16 protein-coding genes are annotated in these 26660 nt (G+C 41.6%); 8 read left to right on the top strand and 8 right to left on the bottom strand.

Annotated elements, in window-relative coordinates; genetic code table 11:
* Positions 1–842 precede the first annotated feature (842 nt).
* Positions 843–1883 carry a hypothetical protein gene (locus KGY70_04470; protein ID MBS3774416.1) on the bottom strand — a complete coding sequence of 347 codons (1041 nt, stop codon included), beginning with the start codon at positions 1881–1883 and terminating at the stop codon, positions 843–845.
* A gap of 774 nt (positions 1884–2657) precedes the next feature.
* Here KGY70_04470 and KGY70_04465 point away from each other — a divergent pair.
* The 4 genes from KGY70_04465 (at position 2658) to KGY70_04450 (ending at position 5645) form a co-directional block, all read left to right on the top strand.
* Positions 2658–2993: a hypothetical protein gene (locus KGY70_04465; protein MBS3774415.1), complete on the top strand. Its 336-nt coding sequence runs from the start codon at positions 2658–2660 to the stop codon at positions 2991–2993.
* Positions 2994–3023: 30 nt separating this feature from the next.
* Positions 3024–3170 carry a hypothetical protein gene (locus tag KGY70_04460; GenBank protein ID MBS3774414.1) on the top strand — a complete coding sequence of 49 codons (147 nt, stop codon included), beginning with the start codon at positions 3024–3026 and terminating at the stop codon, positions 3168–3170.
* Positions 3171–3394: 224 nt separating this feature from the next.
* Positions 3395–3844, top strand: coding sequence for a hypothetical protein (locus KGY70_04455; GenBank protein MBS3774413.1), 450 nt, complete (start codon positions 3395–3397; stop codon positions 3842–3844).
* Between the two features lie 211 nt (positions 3845–4055).
* Positions 4056–5645, top strand: a complete 1590-nt coding sequence (locus tag KGY70_04450; GenBank protein MBS3774412.1) for an L-serine ammonia-lyase, iron-sulfur-dependent, subunit alpha — start codon at positions 4056–4058, stop codon at positions 5643–5645.
* Positions 5646–5652: 7 nt separating this feature from the next.
* On the opposite strand, the gene KGY70_04445 is transcribed toward KGY70_04450, so the two are convergent.
* The 7 genes from KGY70_04445 to KGY70_04415 all read right to left on the bottom strand — a co-directional run bounded on the left by KGY70_04445 (position 5653) and on the right by KGY70_04415 (position 19889).
* On the bottom strand, positions 5653–6339 hold the full coding sequence (locus KGY70_04445; protein ID MBS3774411.1) for a helix-turn-helix domain-containing protein: 687 nt from the start codon (positions 6337–6339) through the stop codon (positions 5653–5655).
* Positions 6340–6352: 13 nt separating this feature from the next.
* Positions 6353–6529, bottom strand: a complete 177-nt coding sequence (locus KGY70_04440; protein ID MBS3774410.1) for a hypothetical protein — start codon at positions 6527–6529, stop codon at positions 6353–6355.
* A 485-nt stretch (positions 6530–7014) separates the two neighbouring features.
* Positions 7015–9267: a DPP IV N-terminal domain-containing protein gene (locus tag KGY70_04435; protein MBS3774409.1), complete on the bottom strand. Its 2253-nt coding sequence runs from the start codon at positions 9265–9267 to the stop codon at positions 7015–7017.
* A 73-nt stretch (positions 9268–9340) separates the two neighbouring features.
* Complete coding sequence (locus KGY70_04430; GenBank protein ID MBS3774408.1) at positions 9341–11437, bottom strand: LamG domain-containing protein; 2097 nt, start codon at positions 11435–11437, stop codon at positions 9341–9343.
* Positions 11438–11446: 9 nt separating this feature from the next.
* A complete protein-coding gene (locus tag KGY70_04425) occupies positions 11447–13858 on the bottom strand; it encodes a family 78 glycoside hydrolase catalytic domain (GenBank protein ID MBS3774407.1) in 2412 nt (803 codons plus the stop codon).
* 69 nt (positions 13859–13927) lie between these two features.
* A complete protein-coding gene (locus KGY70_04420) occupies positions 13928–17023 on the bottom strand; it encodes a hypothetical protein (GenBank protein MBS3774406.1) in 3096 nt (1031 codons plus the stop codon).
* A gap of 19 nt (positions 17024–17042) precedes the next feature.
* The gene (locus tag KGY70_04415; protein MBS3774405.1) at positions 17043–19889 is read right to left on the bottom strand and encodes a hypothetical protein; all 2847 of its coding nucleotides are present in this window, start codon (positions 19887–19889) and stop codon (positions 17043–17045) included.
* Between the two features lie 1212 nt (positions 19890–21101).
* Here KGY70_04415 and KGY70_04410 point away from each other — a divergent pair.
* The 4 genes from KGY70_04410 to KGY70_04395 form a co-directional block, all read left to right on the top strand.
* Entirely contained in the window at positions 21102–21596 is a 495-nt protein-coding gene (locus KGY70_04410) for a transposase (protein MBS3774404.1), read from the top strand.
* Between the two features lie 4 nt (positions 21597–21600).
* Entirely contained in the window at positions 21601–22158 is a 558-nt protein-coding gene (locus KGY70_04405; protein MBS3774403.1) for a transposase, read from the top strand.
* 1357 nt (positions 22159–23515) lie between these two features.
* The gene (locus KGY70_04400; protein ID MBS3774402.1) at positions 23516–24307 is read left to right on the top strand and encodes a glycyl-radical enzyme activating protein; all 792 of its coding nucleotides are present in this window, start codon (positions 23516–23518) and stop codon (positions 24305–24307) included.
* A 14-nt stretch (positions 24308–24321) separates the two neighbouring features.
* The coding region (locus tag KGY70_04395) for a glycyl radical protein (GenBank protein ID MBS3774401.1) at positions 24322–26660 on the top strand (2339 nt) is incomplete at its 3' end.

Raw genomic sequence — 26660 nt, 5'->3', positions numbered from 1 at the left:
CGCAGTATGCAAGTAGATGACTGAATTTGGATGTTTTGGTTATTGGATTTTCGAAAATTGAATATTATTTGATATTTGGTATTTGAAGTTTGGTGCTTTATCTAACCCGAATTATTCAAGAATAATTAATTCTTGTTCAAGTTTATTAAAGTTCTGTAATACAATATAATATAACTGCACAACCTGAACAATTCAGATCAATCCCCATTGAACCCGCATATTAATCATTTTCTTGTAGCAAAACTCAGTGGATGCGGGTTTCTGACGCTATTGAAAAACCTGGCTTTTTGCTTCAATAAATTTCGCAAAAAGCCGGTTTTTCTAATGCGGGGTTACCTGGATCCTACCCGCAAACCATCGCGCATTCATAAACTTCACTACGTTCGTTTATGAATGATCCAGGTTAAATAGAAAAAGACAGCGCATTAATTTAACGATGATTTTATCACCAAATATTATTTTTACCAGGCATTATATTTTTTCTAACAATAATCAAGCAAAATATAACCTAGATGACGGGAAGTAATCTCCCCCTCATCAATTATATTGCTTCTGTTTGGATACACCATCATGGTGAACTTCTTGTTGTGCTTTATTAGTTCGCTAATTAATCTTTCTGTTCCCTAAAAATGACAGTTATCATCAGCACTACCATGGACTATCAATAAATCTCCCTGTAGATTCTTTGCATAATTGATGGATGAAGATTTGGCAATAATCTTTACTTAAATATGCAATAACCTAAATATCTGAGGGTTTGAACTAAATAACCCTGTAACACCTCTGTTAATCATGTAGATCACTGGAAGGCCCTACATAAGGGTTTTATTGATTATGAAAGACTACAATTCAATCTTTGTTCCCATTGATTTTTTATCGCCTTTATGATACACTGCCTCAGCCACCATAAGATCCTGCACGGCTATACCAACACTTTTAAAAAGGGTAATATCTTCCTCAGAATCTCTACCTACTTTATTGCCAATAAAAACTTCTCCAATTTCGCCAATCAGATGATCCTCAGTAATAATTTTATTATTAACTGGTATTATTAGGTCACCACTTTCGACCATAGAAGCGCTTTTTTGCTCCACAAATAAACGGCTTGCCTTTATAATTTGTGGATCAATCTCCTGCATATGAGGTTGAAATGAACCTATGGCATTGATGTGCACACCTTCCTTGATTTGATCTAGTTGAAATAATGGAGATTCAGCTCCGGTGGCAGTGCAGATAATATCTGCCTTGGAAAGGAAGGTCAAATCATCTGTGAATTGAATATCTGCTTCTACTTTAGACTGCATATCTTTAATGAAATTTTCGGCAGTCTTGGGCCTTATATCATATACATAGGCTTTTTGAATATCTCTGACAGCACATACTGCTTCCAATTGTGTTCTTCCCTGGGCACCACAACCAAATATAGCTAATACTTGAGAGTCTTCCCTTGACAAATATTTGGTAGCTATTCCGCTGGCTGCACCTGTTCGAAGAGCAGTAATAGAGGTCCCATCCATGATGGCCAAAAATTCACCTGTTTGAGCATCTATAAGATGCATGACTCCCATTATTGTAGGCAAATTTAAAGAAGGAGCTTTCTCCTTCTGCGTAAGGATTTTGACTCCACAACAATCAATATCCTCACTAAACGAAGGTTTCAAAAGCAATTTTAGGTCCCGCTCCTTAAATTCAGTGACATATCTTTGAGGCACCTCACTTTTCTCAGCAGAAAGACTTATAAAGGCTTTTTCCATAAGGGAGATGGCTGTTTCCATAGAAATTAAACTATAAATCTCTTTTGAAGAAAAAAACCAAATCAACATCGGTTCTATATAGGTATCTCCCCTTTTAGGTGCTTCATTTACAAAATCTTGTTCATCCATAAACTGCTAAATTATGATAAAATCATTAATAATTCTAAAAGCATCAGCAAATAAAGTTAATATACTTCGAAGAGTATACGTTCATAATTACCTTCAAATATATATTGATAAATCATAGAATTAAAATAGAAAATTGACTATTTCATATATAATCTTATCAAACCACTGTCGTTTTATCCCTTAATTTTTCTTCTACAGTCTAAAGTTCCCATGAGTATCTAAAAATTTATGTACTGATATTTAATGTGTTACCCGAACAATTTCAAAAAAATTTTTCAAAATGTAGCGCCAAAAATATTCTAATAAAACCTTGACGGAATAAAAATTAACCGGGTATTTTTGAAATGATAAAAACAACTGCCATATGTTCGTCAGGGTAAAGGAAACAGGAGAATACCAGTAACTTCAGATAGTACAAACCTATCGCGAAGGCCGGAAAGTCAAACAGAGAGTGGTTTCTACACTCGGCAGACCAGATGAACTTCAGGAAAAAGGAGAGATGGATAACATAATACAATCTCTTTCAAAATATTCCAGTAATGTTCTTATGCTGCTCACGGGTAAAAGCCTGCCTGACAGTCAGGTGTTAAATATCGGCGCCGTATTGGTTGTTTAAACTGTTATGAAAAGAATCAGGGATTAAGCCGGTGCTTGGCCAGCTGTTTAAAGACCGTAAGTAACAGTTTGATGTTAGCCTGGCAATTTTTATCACGGTTCTGCATCGATTGTTTGTAAGCGGCCCTGACCAGCCCTGCGAGATATGGATTTAGGAGTATGCTATTGAAGGGTCAGAGGAGCTCGCTCTTCACCATTTCTACCAGGCGATGGCTTTTCTGGGCACCCCTTTGGACGAACAGGGCGGAAAAAACCCCGTTTGCTCCCCGATGTATCAAGGATCTGATTGAGGAAAGACTCTTCTACCGGAGACGAACCGTGTTTTCACAGCTCGAGTTGGTATTTTTTGATTCCACCTCCATCCATTTTGAAGGTGAAGGCGGAGACGAAATTGGCCGATACGGTAACAGCAAAGATCACCAGCCGGACCACAAGCAAATGGTACTCGGCGTTGTCCTTGACGACAAAGGCTTCCCTCTGTGTTGTGAGATATAGCCAGGCAATACAGCTGATGTCAACATCCTGATGCCAATAGCAAATCGGCTGAACAAGCGGCTTGGGGTAAAAAAAATGTGTATGGTAGCCGATCGGGGTATGATAAGCCAGGATACCATAGAGGCAATGGAGACAAAAGGCATTGATTATATCCTTGGTGTGAGAATGAAAAAGTAAATCGAGTAAAAAAAGAGGTTTTTACCCGCCGGGGAAGATACCAGGAAGTCATAACGAAAAAACCAGGCTCAAAAGCACCTGCACCACTTATAGTAAAACAAGTTTGGCACGAGGACGAGCGTTACATCGTCTGCCTGAATCTCAGGCAGGCCAGGAAGGATAAGGCTGACCGGGAGATCATAATCGAGAGCCTGAAAAAGAGGCTAAAACAAGGAGCCAAATCCATGATTGGCAATAAAGGATACCGCAAATACCTGAAAGTTAAAAAAGACTCCATGCAGATTAATACTGCTAAAGTCAAAGAAAAAAAGCGATATGACGGCAAATGGGTGCTGACAAGGAGTTTAGACATGGCCTCGGAAGAGGTGGCCCTCAAATATAAGGAGCTATGGAGGATGGTAGAACATATTTTTTGTGACGTTAAGAGCATTCTCGAGTCCCGACCCATATTCCACAAGGTAGATGAAACCATAAGAGGCCATGTATTTTGTAGTTTTCTCGCCCTTGTGCTGAAAAAAGAATTAGAGAGAAGACTTGAGGCTAACGGACAGAACCTGGAATGGTTCCAGGTCAAACAGGACCCTAAAAGCGTGAAGGAGATAACCATAGAAGAGTCCAGCAGTAGGATCAAGCTACGTACACAAGCCCGGGGAAGCTGTCATGCGATTTTCTAGGCAGTGGGTATGGCATTGCCCCCGAAAATAAGAAAAATATAAAATATGTAGTGCCAAAGAGATTTTTTATGCTTATAATATTCAAAATAAGAGATAGATACAAAATGCAACTGTAGAAGATGAGCTTAAATAAAAAATGTAAAGATCGTATAAGGATTTACCAAAATATCACATCAATGTATCAATAAAAACCTTTATTTTTGAAAATCTTATGATAACACAAAATCCTTCTATCTTCAACAACATTCTTGGTCCGGTTATGCGTGGACCTTCGAGCTCCCATACTGCAGCTTCGTGGAGAATTGCAAAGGTGTCACTGGATATATTAAATAATGAATTATCTGAAGCTCTGGTAGAGTTTGACGAGAAGGGAGCCTGGGCCTCTAATTACGAACCTCAGGGGACGGTTTTGGGAATGAGCGGGGGATTGCTGAATATAGATCTGAAAGAAGAAAAAATTCTTGATTATAAGAATATTGCAAACAACCGGAATGTTAATATAGAATACAAGATAAGTTCATTTCCAACGGATCATCCTAATACAGTCAGATTGACGTTGAAAAGCAAAAGAGGCAAAAAGATACAGGTAACAGCTGTATCCACTGGGGGAGGCATGATGGAAGTCAAGCGGGTTAATGATATTCCAGTAAGCATTAGAGGGGATTATCATGAGTTGCTGATCTTTTACAATAATCCACTGGATGATAAAGAAAAACAAAAAATAAGGGATCTCCTCACTGAAAATGGTTTTATCCACTGGGAAAAAAATGATGATTTTCAGGTTCTCCAAATAAAATCAACCCAGCCTTTTGCAAAAGGCTTACAGGATCAAATAGGCAAAATAAAAAAACCCATCCATTTTGCCCAAATTAATCCTGTTTTACCAATATTATCAGGAAATGAACAGGAAATTCCTTTCGTTTCCGTTCCTTCCATGTTGGATTTTGGCAATAAACATCATCTGGATATGGGCAAGTTGGGGATGGTTTATGAACAAGCCAAGAGCGGATTGGAACACAGCCAACTGGAGAAAATGATGGAAGACCTCATACATATTGTTGAACATAGCATGACAAAAGGCCTGGAAGGAACCCAATATGAGGACAGGATTCTTCCGCACCAGTCGCATTATTTATATTTCAGAAATAAAAACCAGGAGTACTTTGATCCATTGGTAAACCTCATCATATCTTATGTTTCCGCCATAATGGAATACAAAAGTTCGTTTGGGGTGATTGTAGCTATACCCACAGCAGGTTCGTGCGGGACAGTAGGAGGACTTCTTAAGGCCGTTGGTGAAAAACTGAGATCATCACTGGAAGATATCATAAAGGCTTACTTTGCAGCAGGGATGATTGGAGTCTTCATAGCCAATGGTCCCGGATTTTCAGCTGAGGAGCATGGCTGTCAGGTCGAAACGGGAGCTGCCGGAGCCATGGCAGCAGGTGCATTGGTTCAACTCTATGGAGGGAACGCCCGACAGGCAATAAATGCAGCTTCAATGACACTTCAGAATTGTATAGGCCTTGTTTGTGATCCTGTAGCTAACAGGGTTGAAGTACCTTGTCTTGGAAAAAACGTTGCCGCAGCCATGAATGCTCTTTCATCCGCCACTATGGCCTTGAGCGGATATGACCCAGTTATTCCATTTGAAGAAACAATTGAATCTGTAAAAAACGTTGGCAAAAAAATGCATTCAGACTTTTGTTGTACCGGTCGAGGGGGATTGGCAATTACACCCACATCAAGAAATCTTCTAAGAAAATTGAAAAAAACAAATGATACAAAAAACCGTCATTGAATCTTTATCAATAACAATAACTACGTTGAAGTTTTTTTCTGTACTCGTTCGGAGTCAATCCCGTTACTCTTCGAAAATGTCTATGAAAATTTGAAATATTATTAAATCCCGACGAATAACATGCCTGCGCAACATTATAATGCTCTTCAGTAAGTAGTTTGCAGGCCTTACTGATCCTAACCTCAATCATAAATCTGGAAAAGGTCTTCTTTGTATGTAACTTAAAATACCTACAAAAAGAAGTTGTTGTCATATTAACCAACTCAGCCATTTCCTCAAGCTTAATCTGCTCATGGTAATGCATCATGATGTAATCAAACACCTTATTCATGCGGTTATCATCTTCCAATACAAATTCTCCTGAAGGATGATGGGAGATTAATTCAGTATTTTCATTGAAAGAAATAAGATTGAGAATGGTAAATAATTTCATTAACCTAATGTATCCTTTTTGAGGAATAATTTGCTGCATATGCATTCCCAATTCTTTTGTATGCTTTCTTTCCAATTTTATCCCATGCATTGAATTTTGCAGAAGAGTATTTAAATGATAAAATTCAGGTATACCTTTAAATAAATTCAACAAAATATCGAAAGAGAAAAATATAGATATGGCTTTGGATCGTAAGCTGGAGTCTTTGTGATAGTATTGTTCATCATTTCGAAAAACATGGGGAAGATTTTTACCAATCAAAAAAAGATTGCCTTTATTTGAAGGCGTTTAACATGCTTCCAACAAAAAGAATGCCCTGGCCTTCCAATACATATGTAATCTGGCATTCTTCATGGAAATGAAATGGCTCATAAAAATAAGGCAAATCCCAGTATTCTACCCTTACAGTTTCTTCTTGCTGGCGGGGTACTTTAAAACAAATGGGTTCCATAAGCAACTAAATTTATGATGATGTCATCCAGTAATAAAACAACCAAGCTAACGAATTTGTTTGGATGATCATATATTTAAAGGCCTATAATTCCTATTTGTCAAAAATATCTTTTACAACTATTTGAGGAAAGTATCGAATTATCCATAATATATATTATCTTATCTTAATGACCTCGATTCTTGCCAGTGATTTGTCAAAATTAGCAATATCAATATAATACACACATAAAACACCTTTCTGAAGAGAATTTGGAGTTGAAACTTCACTGATAATTAAATAATAATAAAGCACATAATGCTTCAGATAATCCCAGTTATCATGACAGGATAGTATATTGGCTTAAAAAGCCAGGGATAATTCTAATAAAACCCGCATGTAGAGTACTGCACAACAAGGCAATGAACCGAACCCGCGTATGCGGGTGAACTCACCGAAGGTAATAAACATGCGGGTTTCATGACGATAGGAGTCTAATGCTCGAATTAACGAGGTCCCGGAGGCAAGTGGTTCAGGAGATACCTTGCCATATGCATTCGCAAATGCAATGGAGTCCCTTTTCCCTTTCTGATACCATGATCCCTATTGGGATAGACCATGTAATCGAATTGTTTGCCCAGGGCAATGAGTTTGTCGACCAGTCCCTCCGTGATTTGAATATGGGTATTGGTCTCTCCACTGCCATGAATGATTAAAAGATCACCCTTCAACCCATCGGCAAAGTTAATCGGAGCAGACTTACGATAGCCTTCTGGATTAACTTCAGGGGTGTTCATGTATATTTCCTGAAACCATGCATTGTAAAGCCCTGGTTGTGGTTTTGGAGCCACAGCGATACCAACGTCATAGACCTCTGGCTTCCGGAACATCCCGTTAAGGGTATTAGATCCTCCACCACTCCAGCCCCAGATGCCTACCCGATTAAGATCAACATACGGTCTGGTGCGGGCGAATTCTTTCAGTGCTGCAGCCTGTTCCTTAGTTGAAAGAGGACCTAAACTCCCGGCAACTGCACGACGCCATGCAGCTCCTTTTGGACAAGGGGTGCCGCGGTTATCTATAGATATCACCAGATATCCCATATCGGCTATTACCCGATGATAATGGGCCATGGCATGTCCCCATGCGTCTCTTACAGTCTGTGCATGAGGTTCTCCATAAACATACACGAAAACCGGATATTTCCGGGAAGGATCAAAATTGCGGGGTTTGATCATCCATGCATCCATCACCACGCCGTTGCCTATATCAAGCTGAAAGAACTCTTTGGGTTGAGGATTCCCTGATGCTCTCTTCTCCCGAAGCTCGTCATTATCCTCGAGAACCCTCACGACCTCAAGTTCCGGTAACCTGACAAGTTCTATAACTGGGGGACTTCCGCTTGATGAATATGTATGAAACGCCCATTTTGCATCTGGAGAAAGGGAATAGTGATGGTTACCAGGCTGATCCACCGGGGATATCCTCTCAGGTTTACTTCTTCCGTCAAGCTGAACGCGATAGAGATACTTTTGGGTAGCGTTATCAGGGGATGCGTAATAGTAAAACCAGCCTTTTTCTTCATCCACACCAACACGCCCGATGATATCATATTCTCCGGGTGTCATTAATTCTTCTTTCTTTCCATCACGTGAGCACAAATAAGCATGCCTCCAGCCGTCTTTTTCACTCAGGACAATGAAAGCGCTATAGTCCCGAATCCACTCTACTCCCCCATTGGTTCCATAGCTGGCGACAACCCATGCAGAATCAGACTCTTCGTAAACAGTTCTAATTTTTCCGTTGTTAACGTTGGCAATCAAAAACTCTCTATGGTCACGGAAACGGCTTCTCTTCTCCACCAACAACTCATCAGAACTTCCTGCCCAGCTTACTTGACCCAGGTAATAACCCTCTGAGGGTATGGGGATAGAAAGCCAGCGTTTCTCTTTTCCTTCCGCATCCACCACACCTATCCGTAAAGCGGGAATATTTCCGCCTACCCTGGAGTACCTCACTTCTTTCACTTCCGGATAAGTGGGATCAGAAGGAAGAAGGTATGATCTTTTTCTGACATCAGAAGCATCTGAGTGTACATAAGCAACCTTGTTGCCATCAGGACTCCAGACTGCCCGGCTATTCGAAACAGTACCAGCTACTACATCCTCTGTGAGTGATATTGTTTCCTCACTTCGCATATCATATACATACAGATCACCTTCCTCTGAGTAAAGGATTCTTTTCCCTTCCGGAGAAATGTTGCTGTTATTTCCTGCTTTCACCTTTTCTAATGTTCCCGATTCTATCTCCAGCATCCAATAAACCTTTTCACTTTCACCCTCCTCCTTGCGGATTGTCTGGAGGAGTATTCTGTTTCCCTCAGATGAGATCTCATAGCTCTGAATGTTATAAGAAGCAGTATCTCCGGAGAAACCGAATTTATTGGGGGAAACAAGTAATGTGCGCTTACCGCTGACCACATCATAATTTACAAGTGAAGGGCTATTATCTCCAGCTTTATTTTCCAGAACTAAATAACCCGAACCATCAGGAAGCCACTTTCCATTAAAAGATTTTGCAGAAAATGCATTATCTTCGAAAATCTCTTTCAATTTTTCTTTGGTATTATCCGGAACCTCCACGGGATCAAAAAACTGGGCCGATTCCTGTGCCCCGGCATTTTTAACATTCAATAAGAATACGCTCTGAATCAGGCAGAGCAGTATCATCGACGTAAGACTTTTTCTACTTAGCTTCATAATTTTTAGGTTTAAATGTCTTTTTGTGAATAAATTTTACATTGATCATTGTTATAGAGAAATATTATAATATCTAGTAAGCCTTTATAGTTATTGTAGTTGGTTCAAAGCTTTTATGAAATAAGAAAAGAATAAGATCATCACCTTCCAGTTCATGCTTTATACCTATCCGATAATCGTTAATTTCTTTTCCGTTCATAAGCACCTTAGCATCTTCAACACTCCAATTTTCCAGATAAAAGGCAGGATTTACAATAGGATTATCTTTGCTGGCATTAAGAGTAAGTTGAATTTTCTCTGGTTGTCCTAAGGTATTTTTAATTCTGTAGCATCTTTCGCTTTTGTCGTATCCTTCTGATAGAAAGTTATTACCCCTGACTTCTATATCAGGAGCATAAGCCCATGATCTGCCTAATTCGACAAGTCCTTCGACATCCATATCGTTGATCCCGTAAAGTCCATTCCAGTAATAGCGGTCTCCTTTTTCATGCAGTACCGGGTATGATATGGGGAAGCTCCCGCAATGGGAGGGCCGGTCGGATGTTGTGCTTGTACGTCCGTCGCATCTTGCCTGACCAACTGGAAAGTGATTGCATCCGGTATGATCGTTGTAATCTTCAATGTTGTTCCATCTGACGTTCATTCTGTTTCCTGGCTCGAAGCAGATAAATGGTTTGTTCTCCGATTTGAAGTTGTATTGCTGAACGGTATAATCCCGGGCAAATTCGGTGTCTTGTTCCCGCGGATTCTCTACATAAGAGACGGGGCCTTTGTTTCCGTTATAGTCTGCCACATGAACATAATCCTTATGAAGCAGGTCGCTTTCCATCTGGCCCGGATGCAACAAAGGCAATGATTCCTGGAACTGGCGCGGAAATTTCAGGCTGCCTTTTTTCCATGAAACCTTTCTGATGCCAACAGCATCGGGATAGATATAATGATATTCGTCAATCCAGCATTCCCAACCTGTTTTAGGATCTACTCTCCAGGTGTTGTTGTATGCACTTACAGGCGCATATCTCCAGTGAACCACCACCCTGGCATCATTGTTTTCAATAATCCTGACGTGGGAAAACCTGCAGTGCCGGTCCTGCATGTGTTCAAAACAACCTTCGTTGTCCTCTTCTCCCACGCCCCAGGCCTCAACGCTTTGATCCGTCATCCAGTTGTTGTTCTCGGAGACCCATGAAGTACCATATCTTATGCCTCTCCAAAACATGACCTTTACAGGTAGCTTATCGAAAGTAACCACTATATCAGGATCCTGGTCGACGGGCCACAGGTTATCCCAGCCATCATAATATTTGAGTTTGGTATAGAATGCCCCGAAACGGCCGGGGTGTTCTTCAATGTCCGGAAGTTTGTGGGGCTGAATATCGGGATCCTTCATTTCAAAGGCAGTGAAATTTCCCCTAGCCTGCTCGGGCTCGAGGGCTGTATCGTATACTTTTATTTCGTCAATGATGCCATTCAGTCCGTAGTATTGAGCCACCGTACCCCATGTCCGGTGTAGATCAGATGGTTTACCGGGTTCACCAACCATGCCTATCAGGCAATATGGTTTATGTCCGCTTGAGTATGCAATTTTTCCCTGTATGGGCAGGGAGGCTTTTAATTCCCCGTTCACATATACCGCCATTTCTTTATTTTCGCGGTAAACCCCAACAATATGCATCCATTTTCTCAGGGGCATGGTAAGCTTTTCTGTACTGCAGGTGATCCATTGCTCTCCTATGGCTGCCTGAAGGGCAACTTCTCCGTGGGCTCCGATCATCAGACGATACCCTTTCGTTACTCCCGGCGCGCCTTTTATTTTCTCTGTTTCGGTGGTGATTACAGGGCACCAGTTCCAGGGGTAATTGCCCAGAGAAACCCAGGCCTCTATCGTGAATTCATCGCCGGGAACCGGAACTTCGTTTTTCGTTCTGCGCACGCATGCAGTGAATCCATCCAGCCTTAATCCCTGATCTTTTATACCCGGGGCTATATCGAAATTTCCTTCCAGTGTATCTGCAATGCCGCTGGTTTTCTCTACGGCTGACCTGTTGCTGATGTTGTCAAAATCCCAGTACATGATAGGATCATTTTCCTGTGATTTCGCAGGGATTGTAAAAAGCATGGTAACGAATAAGATCGTCAATCCCATTTTTAGATTTACGCTTTTTGTCATTGTTTTTATTTATTTGATGGTTATTGTATATTTTCCTTCACTGAGTTCGAAACGGCCCGATTCCAACCCATCCACCTGGCCTGGCTTAAAATCAGGATCTCCGCTTTTCTTTATCGATATGTTCTGTGCTGTTTTCAGGGGGAGCACAACGTTGGCAGCCGTACCCGATGGAATTTCCATCTGGTAAATACGTTTATTGTTATCCCTTTCCCAATTAGATACTATTTTCCCATGTGGGGAATGGTAGGTACAGTTTACATGATCCAGCTCCTGGGGCGTGGAAGGCGCCAAATAAAATTTTTCAAACCCGGGATGTTCGGGGTTTGGTTTTATGCCTGCCAGCCAACTATAGAACCACTCGGAAACTGAACCAAACATGGGGTGGCAGTTTGAGAAAGTGTTGTCACTCTCCTTCCAGGTTTCCCAGATGGTGGTTGCACCATTGTCTATCATATATCCCCAGCCCGGGAATTCATTGCTGTTGACGATGTTGTATGTAAATTCAGGAGATATATGTTCGGACAATACTTCAGTGATGTATTTGGTACCGAAAATACCGGTGTTAAAATGTCCCGCGGGTCCGTTTTGAACTGCATTTAAAAGGGAGTCCCTTGCAGCATCAATATCTTCCTGGGGGACGATATCGTGATACAGCAAAAACGCATGCAGTGTTTGCCTGTTGATTTCATCTTTAACAGGTTTGTCCCAGAATTCACACTGAATCAACCCTTTCAGTTTTGCCGCCAGTTTTTCATACTTTTCCTGTTTCTCCTGATCATTCATCACAGAGGCAAATTCTTGCATGATGCGGGCACATTGTAAATAGTGACAGGTACCGGTCAGTTTAACGGGAACTGGTTCCATGGAACCGTGGTCGCTAAGCCCACTGTTTACCAATCCTTCCGGATGAATCCTGGCCACCTTGTCCATCCAGTCATTGTTTATTTCATACATCTCCCTGATGAATTCCGTATCATTATAATACAGGTATAGATAATACTGTGTGATCAGCATGGCCGATTCCCAGCTCAGGCCACAATACTGGACACCAACAAAGGGGGCGGTATCGACAAAGCCTGAGTCATTCATCGCATCAACCCAGTCATAGACCGTTTTGCGGTAGAACGATTTCATGTCAAAATTGTATAAGTAGGCCTCGCTGCAGGCATTCAGATCGCCTCCATACCCGAATTTTTCCCTTGCCGGGCAATCCTGCTGAACACTGTGGAGATTGGACAGAAAGGTTCTTTCTGTCATTTCCTGTATGGAGTTGATCAAGCCGGATGAGGTTGAAAAACTGTTGTTATTTGTTACAGTCGAATTCAGGGCCAGGCCTTCAACATCCTGTATTTCGGGTTTTTTGTCCAATCCGTTTACTTCCAAATACCTGAAGGTATGATAGGTGAATTCGGGTTTAAACCAGGCTTCCGTGTCGCTGCCGATGATATAGATATCTTCTTGCAAGGCTGTATCGGGTGCACCAGGTCCTCCAACCCCTTCACTTTTGATCTGCCCGCATACTGCTGTCATTGGATTAAGGCTTCCATCGCTGTAAACCCGTTCGCCCGACCTTATAACGATGCTGTCTCCAGGGTCGCCTTTCAGTTTAATCCTGTATACACCGGCAAAATTAACACCCATGTCTACTATATATGTTCCTTCATCCTGAAGGTATATATCTTCAGGTTGGATTCTTTCGGTTATTTGAATGGGAGGAAAGAAGGTTTTCTGTATTTCACCCCCGGGTCCTTCTTCCAGCTTTGCCTTTTCCCATGAAGAGTCATCAAAGCCGGTTTTGTCCCATCCATCGATCTCGCGGCGTGCATCATATACTTCGCCAAGGTACACGTTGTTCTTCAGGATGGGGCCATATGAGAAAGACCAGGAATCATCGGTAATGATCACATCTTTTTTGCCGTTTTCATATTCCAGCTGAATGCTGGCAATGAAAACAGGTCTTCCAACTGTTAAAGGTTCACGCAGGTTCCTTCTGCCCCACATTCTCAATGGCAGTGGATTGTAAAAACCATTGCCCAAAACAACTCCCATACAATTCTCTCCTGCCTCAACCATGTCCGTTACATCATATTCGGAGTAGAATATTCTTTTGCTGTAGTCCGTCCATGCAGGATCCAGCATATTTTTTCCCACTCTTTCTCCGTTTATACTTGCCTTGTAATAACCTGCCGCGGTTATTCTTAACCTGGCCGAGTTGACCTTTTTTTCAGATTTGAACTCTTTTCTGAAAATGGGTGTAGGGTTATCCAGATAAAACAGGGAGTCTTTTTCCGGCTGTTCTTTTCCGTCTCCTATCCATGAAATTTTGGAATCATGAAATATTTTTTCTTTCTGGTTTTTTTCTGTAGCAGTATTACAGGCTACAAGCAAGAAGCACCAAATGATGATAGATAGTCGTACCATGATTTTTATTGTTTTAATTGATTTTGTATATGAGACTGTTTGTTTTAGAAGTGCATGGTATACCCGTTTTTACGGGCGATCAAAAGTGACAGACCATTCCACCGTGCCATTTTCCGGCCGTTCCAGGGTTAACCTGACCATTCCATCCTTACCGGATGACAAGGTTGCCTTGGTCTTTCGATCCTTGCATGTCAACTCACCGGCATGATACCCATTGAGCGCCAGTGTAATTTCGTATGGATCCTGGCCAACTATTTTACTTACTCCGGTAAGTTTGCTCCGGTTTTCATTCCATTCCACGCGAACCATATCGAGATAACCTTGCATAACATGACGATTGGTGGACAACACCTGAGGCCGTTCAAGGCATTCCCTTACAGACATCATGCGGGCTTCAGCCGGGCGCAATACCTGTTTCAGGTGTGAATTCCCCTCTATTTTTCCTACGAACCTGTCGTTCCAGAAGTCGTAAACATAGTAGGTTTTATCTTTGTTAAGGTTCAGGGCGCCTTCAACGGGGTTTCCTGAGATATCAATGCTTACAGCTTTATATGAATCCAAATCAGGGTTGTAAAAGGTCACCTGGTGCCATTGATCATTCACCTTAAAATCGTAAACCGAAGGGAATTCAGAAACAAATGCATTAACCGGACGTGCGCTTTTATGAGTAGTATGATAAGGAAAGGTTCGTGATATGTCCCATAATGTTTCCCCTGAAAACTGGGAAAAACTGTTGGCCAGCAGCAGGCGGCCTGTGGTTACATAAGCCATGGTGAGGATCGCCCTGACATGATCGCGGTTGTCTTGAAAGCTGGCTATATCCTTGGAATCGGTATCCAGGTTCATGAGAACACGGTTCTTATACCAGCGCAACCCACAGCGCGTTACCGTGGTCTTATCCATGAGTTCCGTATCATTCTCCGTACGCATGGATGCAACCAGGCCAATGGAGATATCGGTACCGCGCTCCATATTCCTTTCATGCACATAGGCTTCGGGTGCCAATCCTTCCGTGGGCAATTGGAATATGTTGCGGTAAGCGGCGGCAGTTGTGGAATAGTCATCCTCCATGCCCCCACCAGAGGCCCATCCCGATGCCGGATAGTCGAACATCCAACCTTTTACACCTCCTTTTTTCAAATTTTTATAAACGTTTTGCATATGATCAATGAAGTCAGGATCGGTATAATCATAACTCCATAACCGCCCGTTACGGGCCCAGGTTTTTCTCCAATCCGTGAACAATTCGCTGCTTGTATCTGCAGGCTGGCCTTTCCATGCATAAGTCTTGTTAAACAACATATGCCCGGGGAACGCTTTGGCATAATCCTCAGAGCGGAAGCCTGTTTGGTTATATGATAAAGGAATCCCTCCCAGTTCGGTTACTGCCTGGCCCCATTTTTCAGTGGTTTCATAGGGTTCTATATATTGTCCGTTTTTACTTCCGTTGTGTGGTTCGACATCTTGCTGCCAATGTTTGTTATCCCACCACCCTTGTTGGTTGTTGGGCATATAGGAATCAGGTACCAGCCGTACCGCAGCCCGGCTGTATTTGAGAAATCCGCTTTCTGCAATGCGCTCCATCTCTTCAACTGCTCCCAGGGAGGTGTTTTCCGCTTCGCTGTCGCCATAAATGTCGTTGGCTGCATACCAAAGGCAAACGGTTGGGAAATCATACATGCTCAGGTTAAACTTCTGGGCTGTTTGAACATGCGAACCATAATTTTCCAGGGCTATGAAAGGATCAGGAGTGGTGAAACTGATATAGAAACGATCAGGCGCTTGATAGGTATCGTTCGGATCCACCCGTTTCCCTATAGGATCCCTGGCAAATAGTTGTCCCGTATATTTTTGCCTGGGTCTCGGTGATTCACTAAGAGGAGTGAGTTCATCAGGGAGCAAGGCTTCTGCCCCGCCATCGCGAAGCCATATTTCATTCAGATAGGCATGCTTGTCTCCTGACACATGTTGATTGGAGCCCTTCTCCGTATCCTTTGTTTTTTGGGGAGATTTCTCAACAACAATGAGTAGTTTGCCGGCACTGATTGCCGTGGGCGGCAATGGCAACTCCATTTGTTCGGGGTCTTGCTTTTTAGCCCTGTCAAACCGTGGAAGGAGCTTGTTTTCCAACAGAGGCAATCTTTTTATAGAGCCACCCTCAACATATTCCACAAAAACCGATTGCCGGTGATCACCATGATTGCCATGCCGAAAGCCCCTCCACCATGAAAAACCGAGGGTATATATTTTGTCCTCTTTCAGATTCCTGGCTTCTATGACGATTTCTTCATGCGCCCTCACCGAGGTGGCAGTTTCCTTGCAACGAAACTCATGATTGGACCATGTACGAAGTTCTTTACCCTCAGTTAATTCGAGGATTTCGCCATTTTTACTCTTGTCAGGCTTGTTACCCGGCAGATCCAGGTAACAAAGCAGGCTGCTCTTATTGTCCTTGCCCAACTCCAATTCATCCCGGCGGGCTTGCTTAATGGTGGCAAATTTTTCAAAATCATGATAGGTGAGTCCTCCCATGACCAATGATCTGCGATCCTGATCTTCAGTAAAAGTTATAAGAATATTGTTGCGCGACTTCAGGGCATTACTTCTGGTAAGAGGTGAATAAACACGACGGCCGTATTCCAGGGGTTCACCTCCGCTAAAGCCGTCTACCATGGCAAATTCTTCTGTCATGTCTGTTCCATCGTACATGGCTCCATCTGCCATCATATAGATGTCCTTAACCCGCGTTATTTCGTTTGTTGTATTGGTTATACCGGCCGTTGCACTTATAAAATTCTGATTTTCATACAAAATAAAGGTAAATAGTAAGTCAGGCCTGTTGTCTGCTTTGAACTTAAGATCAAGGGCAAGGCCTTTGCCCAGTTCATCCTTCACATCGTGTTGATCCCATGATCTGTTAAAATCCTTGTCATCCGACGACCATTGATTAATTTGAAGTTTTGCATTTTTCACAGGAACGATACCAAATTGCTTGTCCACAATACGGTAGGTACCCCGAGACAGATCAAACTGAAAACCAACCTGGTCGTTTTGTAAAATGACTTTCCTGTCGGTTTGCTTGATCCATGGCTCTTGTGTATGGCTAATTGAAAAACTAAACAGAATGATCAGAAGAAAACTCAAGCGTATGCAATTCTTGTTCATATATTAGATATTTAATTGATTAATTCTTTGAGTATAGAATATTAACAGGCCCCAGCAGGCCGGATGTTTGTAATCTGAATGTTTCATTTCCGCCTTCTGCCCAGTTATCAAAACCCATATCATCGCTGGTAATATAAGGCTGGTTGGTCCGGCAAAAACGATTCTCCGGCTTCGACCGCATATCCCCCGTAAGCCTGTTAACCCAGCAATTCACAACCTCGATCTTCAATTGATTGGTACCTGGTTCAACAAGATCTGAAATATCTGTTCTGAAGGGTTTTTTCCACAATATACCTGCCGAAGTACCATTCACGTAGACTTCCGCCACATCGCAAACCTTTCCCAGGCTGATATAAATCTCATCATTGTTACTGATTGCCTCCTCCGGGATGGAAATATTTTTATGATAGGTGGTAGTACCTGAAAAATACCGGATGCCTTGTATGTCAGAATCCGTCCAGGAAATCAAACTATCAAATGTTGTTTCAGCCGGCGCTCCCCATCCTTCAGGGAAGGTAACCTTCCAGGGGCCTTCAATTTTTTGTTTGGATGCTATATCCAAAGCAATACGGTCTCTGGTTGGTTGCGAGGTTCGTTTATTATCGGTAAACACAACGAAGACTGTGCCATGGGGGGGCAGGTCGAGATTCATGGTTGTCATACCTTCCTTCTCAGAAAAATCGGTTATTCTCGTTTGCTTTCCTGTGGAAGGATCCCATAATTCCGAATACATCCCTGTAACCCTGAAGCTGCATTCACCTGAAAAAGTTTGTTCAGTCTTGTTCCTGATAAAATAGGCATCCCCGTCTTCAAACTGACGGTGAATAAAGTCCAGGTCAGGTGATTTTGTATGGCTGAAGTCCCTGATGATACCATCATTTAATAGAACTTCCGTTGCAGAAAGGCCATGGATAACCCTTCCTTTTCCATAATGGTTTGTTTTGACATCTTCCCCGTCTAATCCTGTCCACATCTTATCTGCAATATTTGATAGCTCAGTATTTCCCCGGGCATGTTCATCCAGGCCGGGGACTGTCACTGGCTTTTTACCAATGATGGTGGCTCCTTCCCGTACCATTTTCTCCAGTTTCTGAAGTACTTCAGGCGGCATATGGTTTTGATCGGGTAAAACCATTACCGAATAACTCAGGCCATCTGGCAGCACAATTTTATTGTTTTCAACTGACATCCTGTTCAATATTACATCAGTGTTGACTACATCATAGTCATATCCTTCATCCAGGCCATCCAGGAGTGGCTTTTCGGGTACCACGTGGTGGGCAGGATAGAAGTTGGGAGCCTGGTCGCCGTAAAAATAACAGGCATCGGCTACAAAGCTTCCCTTTTGGAGGATATAGCTGCATCTCGACAGGTAATCCATAAATGGTTTTGATTTTTCCCACCAGGTGACAGCCGGGTTGATGTCCACACCGGCGTGATAAGTTCTTCCCGGCAGGCTATCTTTAGGATTGGTGTTGGCAAAGGTATGGAAAGTTACCCGGTTGAGCCCCTCGCAGAAGGCCCGGTCAACAATTGGTTTAAGACTATAGGGTGTGTCTTTCCATCTTCGCCAGGTAGTAAATGATTCGGCATCCACTATGTCTTTACCATAAATATGGGCCGCACTGGCAATTTCCTTTACCAGGAAAATATGTCTATGTTGAATCCAAAATTCTCCCCGTGGAATCGTGACGTTGCCCAATGCTTTGAGTGCATCAACCGGGCATGTATCCCACACTGGAGGCCCGGGTCCGCCGGCTTCTGCAACAAGGTCAATATTATATTTCTTCAAAAGCTTCCTGCCTGTGGTATAATGGCTGAAAATTAAACGGTCGCTAATCGTTTTTTCCCAATCATACAGGAATTTTTCGGTTTGATCCTCTATTCTCCAACCTGCCAAAACGGGCAGGTATTTAATAAGCTCATATCCTCTCCTCTTCTTGAATATTTCAGGCATGGAATGTGTCCATGGAGTTCCCTCGTCAAGCTCCATGCTGTCAAATTCTATATAAGCCAGCCCTCCTTCACCTTTAGATTTTCCCTTTTTGATTCCCAACCTTTTTATAAAATGCATGAGGTGTTTTTTTGTGGCATCAGGATCCAGGAAATCAATAAACAGACCACCGGAGTTGGGAGAAGGCACAATCAGTTTCTGGCCGGTGTTTGAAGAGACGAATCTCATCAACAGCCAGTTTCCTTTTGGGAGATCGGCTTTAAGTTGGCCGTCGGAAAATTGGCTGGTAAGGTCAATGATGCTTTCAGTGTTGCTGAGCGTTTTTTCCTGGTTATTATAAGGTATGGCCAGCACTGCTACTTCTTTATAGTATACCGGCATGCCTTCCTTGTCTTTAGGGCATTTATCGGGGACTTCAGGAAATGGCAATTCAATTGTCTTTTTTACAGGTCCTTTGATGAATCGTTCAGAGTAAAAGAGCGCCTTGGAGGCAAATCTGAGAGTTACCCATGGCCCTCCTGCATTCCAGCCACTGGATCCTACCATGCCTATTTCGATGTCATACTTTTTTCCTTCTTTCAAAGCATGTTTGATCATAGCAACAGAACTGTCACTCATAAAAGCGGGCCCGGCAGGTATATAATTATCCGGGTTGTTCACCGCTGCTACATCCCATATCTCGGCCCGACGCATCCCTTTGTCGTTCATCTCTCTCAGATCACGGGTGATCGACTTCCGGCTGATATTGCCGTTCAGCCAGCACCAGAAAGCTCCCGGACGCGCTTTGACGGGGGGATTGCGGAATTCTTTGCTGATTATTTTAACCCGGCTGTCATCTTGTTTCTCTTTATTGCTTGTGCATGAAATGAATAAAGAGAAAAAAATGATTCCTATATACAGGATATGTTTCATGATTGTTTGTTTGTTAATGACTGTCTATTAGTTTTTCAGAAAATAAATTTAAAAATTTAGCCCGAATAATTCTTGAATTATTCCTGTTTCCGACAGCGACTAAGGTTCACTAAAATTTTTTTCGAAAATTTAAGTTTCCCGAATCAATATCGGGACAGGCTACCTAAGTCGGGGTTAATACCGCTTTGCGGTACAGGCTCTGCATTTTATTCATATTTATAAAAATTTATTAATAATGCAGGTTAAAAGTACATCTTATAGAATTTAATGAAAAACTTTTGTTGTCTAAAAAGTGTATTAACTTGGCTGTTTCTCAGTGGTTTGTTCCTTCCAGATCTGTTTGATATAAACAGGAAATCCTCTTTTTTATAGGTTTTTTTCGGTTATTCGCTGATAATTTCCGGTTTAGTATGTAAGATTGATATGATAAGGATTTAACCCGAATTATTCTTGAATAATTAGTACCTTATCATTTACATTCTGACAAATTTTGGCAGAAAATCATTAATCTATAGCTGAAATCATTATTATATCTTTGTTTCCTTGTTATAAAATAGTCATGGTTTTATAGATTGATAAGGTACGATAAATAACCTGGACATGCATGGCTTTTCATATTGCTAATAGTTCAGCCCTTGTGCATTTGGGCTAACACCCTGTTTGGTTCTGGCTTGTCCAGGTTATGGTTATAATGATTTTCTCATGAGCTGATGTCTTTGAAGCAGGTTTGTTTACTACAAAACATATTTTATCTTTATCTCTTAAATGTTATTATAACAGAACGAAACTATAGAGTATTATGAATCAATCTACCAGCATGTTAAGACAGAATAAATTTATGTTACCTAAAATTATAAGATAAAAATATTGAAAAGTGGTTTATAATGCTTATATTTAGGGCGATAAAAACAAAAAAAACAAAACATTATAAAACCACTTTTCAAATATACAAAAAAACAAAGGAAAGAGCAAATAAAAGTAGTAAATCACTCTTTTACAGGTAATAAACTAACAAGGTATTCCGGTTTGAATGTAGTAGCCAAATATCTGCGCAGAGAAAAGATAGATAGGAACATCAGTTATCTATTCCCTACCCATTGGTATAACTCAACCAAATTTGGGTATAAACAAATTTTACTTGGTATAATAATGGCCTCTCTGGCAGGCGTAAACAGGATAAGCTGAATATCAAATTTTACAGAGAATTGCCTGGTGAAGTCCTTGCTGAGCCTGAAAAAAAGAATCAATAAAGATGCCCTTGCATGTGGACTAAAACAGCTCTCCCAAAGAGGAGCAAGGAAACTGCAGGCTTATGCCCTGGATAAAAATTCCAGGTGGCTTCGCAGTAGTGGATTAGAGAAGGCTACCTTAGACGGGGATTCTACGGTCAGCATGGTTTATGGCCATCAGGAAGGAGCAGCTAAAGGTTTTAACGAAAAGAAAAAAGGAGCCAAAAGTTATCATCCCCTGCTTGTATTTGTCAGTGAGATGAAACTCCTTTATCATAATTGGTTCCGCACTAGTTCTGCTTATACCTCTAATGGAATCGAAGAGTTTCTAAAAGAAGTAGAAGCCAGTCTGCCAGATACTATAAAGAAAGTATTTTTCCCTGCTGAAAGTGGATTTTTTAAGGGTCCCCTGTTAGATCTGCTTGAGGATTATGGCTGGGATTACCTGATCAAGGTAAAACTCAAAAAACTTCTATAAACTCCTGAGAAAGCAGACATGGCAGCCTATAGACGATAATGGGGAAATTGCCGTATGCGAGTTTGAATACAAGGCAGGCCCGTGGAAAAGATATCGCACCTTGAAAGCCTTCAGGATGGTCAAAGAATACGTAGAAAAGAAATTCTTTGGAGAGAAACAGTATATATTGTATATTCCTGTTAATGAATACGGCTGTTACGTGAGTAGCTACGATGATAAAGACGGGTGGAACCTGCATAAGCTATACAAGGTCCGCTCTACAAGCGAAACATGGATTGAACAGGTTAAAAGTCAGCTCCGGGCAGGACAAACCTTAACCGATGATTTTTGGGCCAATGATATTTTATGGCAATTAAATTGCTTTGCCTACAACATCTCAGTCATGATGCGCTATAAGAGGAAAAAATTTTACCGGCAGGAACAACGAACTTTCAGAGATTGGTTTATACTGGTCCCGGGTAAATTGGTAAAGAGCGGGCATCAAATAGAAATCAAAATGTATGCTGACTATTACTATAAATACAACTGGATAGAATTTGACAGGCTTCAAGAGGCAGCATAAAGGATAAAAGGACTAACAAATTGACAATCTACTTATTGAAACAGGATAGGTGTGTCTGATAGTCGACTGAAAGCCAAATTATTTAGAATGTTTAAAAATAATATTGTCGAAATGAAGCCAAAAAAATAACCAGTTATTAAATATAAAGGCTATTAATTTCAAAATAGGCTTTGGTAAATAAGAATCTTTAAAACAAAAGTTCAATTTAGAAATTTAGGTTCCATTTGTTAGGCCAACAAATGGAAATATATTGTAACCCTTAAAGACGGTAGTCTCCCGAGTCTGCAGGAAGATATAGCAATAAAGAAACGCATCACCCCAGGGCAAAGCTCACAGTTGAAACGGGCAGGCAAAAACACCCGTACAGACCTTCATTATCATTGGCTAACAGACTTACCATACCGTGAACAGCGGGTAAATTATATAGAATGTAATGAAACCCTAGTGTTATAACCGCAAAGTTATTATAGTTTAATTGAGTTCTATGATGTAGAGTATATCTTCTTATTAGCTTTAATTTTACTAAACGAAATTCAAGGTCACTACACTAGTTAATGTAAATTCCGGTCAAATCACCACCCAGCGTTTCGTATATCTTACCAATTACCGGTGGATAATACGAGTTGTGATGGTATCAGCTTTACCGGCAGACTACGCCAAAAAATAGAAAACGAAGACTTCAATGCTCAGAAAAATTAAGGTTATGCCCTTGAGCACAATTTTTTCCGGGTTAGCTTTACAGCCATGAAAAACTATTATCAGTGTTTGCAGATCGCCCACATTATTAACCAATTGGTTGAAGCCAGCCAGACAATTAATATCCTGGTGAATAAAACCTTTAAATGTTCGATTAAATATCTATGGCAATAGATATTTAATTTTCTTACAGAAAACCAACTTAATCAAAATGAGCTATTAGAGTTGGTTTCAAAACCACTTCAAATAAGACTTTGCTGACAACCGGCTGGGGATGCCCTGTTCCGTGAATCAGGGAAAACCCCATTAAATAAAGAAAGGAAGCACCAGACAAAACACATATCTTAAGATAATTGAAATGGCACAGTAAAATATTTTACTTGTGGTATAAAAGCTATTGAGCTAGTTTATCTTCATTGTCAAAGCATGGATTGAATTTTTTTCTGAGTACCTAAACAAAAATCAATAAATTGACATTTTCCAAATATTTTATTACATTTGCTACCATATAATATGTTGGATATGTACAACATTTCATTTACCATCCATACCAAGTATCATCCTTACGGAAAAGGGCTGTATGAATGCTGGATTTGCTGAAGAACTTACCAGATTCTATTTAGCTAAATGCAGTCACTAAACTATTAAATCTCATCATTTTATGAAAGGTTTGATCTTTGATATCAAACATTATGCTATACACGACGGTCCGGGCATAAGGCAAACCGTATTTTTCAAGGGGTGTCCCCTTTCTTGCTGGTGGTGCCACAATCCTGAAAGTCAATCAACTAACATAGAATACTACATCAGGAAGACTAAACTGGAAGATAAAACCTTTAAAAGAAAGCAGGCAATTGGTTACTATATCGATTCCGAGGAACTTTTAAAGACCATAGAGGGCGATAGAATTTTTTATGAAGATTCTGGCGGAGGAGTAACTTTTTCAGGGGGTGAACCTCTTATGCAGCCCGATTTTCTGAATGAGGTAACGGCAAAATGCAAGGAAGCCGATATCCATACAGCCCTTGACACCAGTGGATTTTCAGATCAAGGCACATTGATCGAAGTGTTGCCCAACATCGATTTGATACTATTCGATCTGAAACTTATTGATAACGAACTGCATAAAAAGTACACGGGGGTTCCCAGCCATTTGATCCTTGAAAACCTGGAGTTTTTGAACGACACTGGGCGGAATATGTATATTCGTTTCCCCATCATTCCGGGAATCACGAATACTTCAACCAACCTGGAACAAATAAAGAGTTATTTGACCAAATTAAATAAGGTTCGCCGCATAGATATTCTCCCCTACTATGATATATCTAAAGGTAAGTACAAACGTTTTAATAAAGAGAACAAAATGGGGGAACAAAAACTTCAGGATGGCGAACCCGAGCGAATACAAGAAGAATTTGAATCATTGGGATTCGAAGTTAAAATTGGCGGTTAAAAAAACATTGGATTATGAACGATAGAATACAGAAATTAAGAGAACAGAGCCTGAATGCTGTCAACAGGATTACAGCGGAGCGGGCGCTTCTGGTCACTGAATTTTACAAAAGTGACCGGGCAAAGGAAGTATCCATACCCGTTCAACGGGCATTGGCTTTCGAGTACATCATGAAAAACAAAGAGTTATGTGTGAACGATGGCGAGTTGATTGTAGGTGAACGCGGACCGGCCCCGAAAGCCACTCCAACCTACCCTGAAATCACCTTACATACCGTGGAAGACCTGGATATACTTGACTCCAGAGAGAAAGTCTCTTTCAAGGTAGATGAAGAAACACGTAAAGCCTACAAGGACATCATCCTACCCTATTGGGAAGGAAAGACCAACAGGGAACGGATATTCAAACTCATCGGCCAGGAATGGATAGATGCTTATGAAGCAGGCGTTTACACTGAATTCCAGGAACAACGTGCTCCCGGCCATACCGTTGCCGGCAAGAAAGCTTTCCAAAATGGAATACTGGATATGATCGATGAGATTGATGAGGCAGAAGCCAAAATCGATTTTCTGAATGACCCGGAAGCCTTTGACAAGAAAGAAGAATTAAAAGCTATGCGCATTGTAGCCAATGCGCTCATTGCCTATGCTGAGAGGTACAGTGAAAAGCTCTTGGAACTGTCTAAACAAACCGGTGACAGCAAGAGAAAAGCAGAGCTTGAAGAGATGGCTCGCGTATGCAAGCGTGTGTCCGCCCATGCCCCGTCAACTTTTCATGAAGCCTTGCAGCATTATTGGTTCATTCATCAGGGTGTAATAACAGAGCTCAACCCATGGGATTCCTTTAATCCCGGACGGTTGGATCAGCATTTGTATCCTCATTACAGGAAAGAAATAGAGAATCAGTCACTCACCAAAGATCAGGCAAAGGAACTGCTGGAATCATTCTGGCTGAAATTTAACAACCACCCGTCCCCCCCAAAGGTTGGCGTAACTGCCCAGGAAAGCAGTACTTATACCGATTTTGCATTGATCAATGTCGGAGGCGTTAACGAACAGGGAGCCGATGCCACCAATGAACTGAGTTATCTGATACTTGATGTGATTGAAGAAATGCGCATCCTACAGCCCAGCTCCATGGTGCAGGTTAGCAAGAAAAGCCCTGATCGCCTGATCAAACGCACGGCACAAATAACAAAAACAGGATTCGGCCAGCCCTCCTATTTCAATACAGATGCCATCATACAGGAATTGCTTAGGCAGGGAAAGGACATAGAAGATGCACGTAACGGAGGAGCCAGCGGTTGTGTGGAAACCGGAGCCTTTGGCAAGGAAAGCTATATCCTTACCGGATATTTCAACCTGAACAAAGTGCTTGAGGTAACCCTCAATGACGGAGTAGATCCAAGAACAGGCAAAAAAATAGGCCTAAGCACAGGTGATCCCAAAAATTTCAAAAGCTTTGATGAGCTGATGGAAGCCTTTGTAAAGCAGCTTAACCATTTTACAGAACTCAAGCTGAGGGGAAACAACCTCATCGAAAAGATCTATGCTGAATACATGCCTGTACCATTCCTGTCTCTGATCATTGACGATTGCATTGCCAATGCCAAAGATTACAATGCAGGTGGCGCCAAATATAATACAAGCTATGTACAGGGTGTGGGTATGGGAAGCATTGCCGATAACCTATCATCCATCCGTTACAAAGTGTTTGACGAAAAGAAAACAAGCATGGAGGAATTGCTCAAAGCCATGGAGGTTAATTTTGAGGGTTACGATGAATTGAGGCACGATTTGATCTATGAAACGCCCAAGTACGGCAATGACGATGACTATGCCGACAGGCATGCAGTGGCTGTATTCAATGCCTTTTACGATGCCATCAATGGAAAACCCACCTCCAGGGGTGGCAAGTTCCGCATCAACCTGTTGCCAACCACCAGTCATGTTTACTTTGGCAGCGTGATCAATGCCATGCCCGACGGCCGGAAAGCTTCCGTACCTCTTTCGGAAGGCATCAGCCCTGTACAGGGTACCGACAGAAAAGGTCCTACGGCAGTCATTAAAACAACCGCCAAAATGGATCATATCAAAACAGGTGGCACACTGCTCAATCAGAAGTTCAGCCCCTCATTCTTCCAGGATGAAGAAGGAATTAATAAGTTTACCAGCCTGATCAGAAGCTACTTCCGTATGGATGGTCATCATATCCAGTTCAATGTGATGAATGCCGATACATTGCGTGAAGCTCAAAAATATCCTGAAAAATACGCCGATCTGATCGTTCGTGTGGCAGGTTATTCCGATTATTTCAATGATCTGAGCGAAGATCTGCAGAATGAAATCATCAA

It is taken from the genome of Bacteroidales bacterium, assembly GCA_018334875.1.
In the GTDB taxonomy this organism is placed as follows: domain Bacteria; phylum Bacteroidota; class Bacteroidia; order Bacteroidales; family UBA12077; genus JAGXLC01.
The sequence above is the reverse complement of the archived record's forward strand: the minus strand, read 5'-3'. Positions and strand labels throughout refer to the sequence as shown.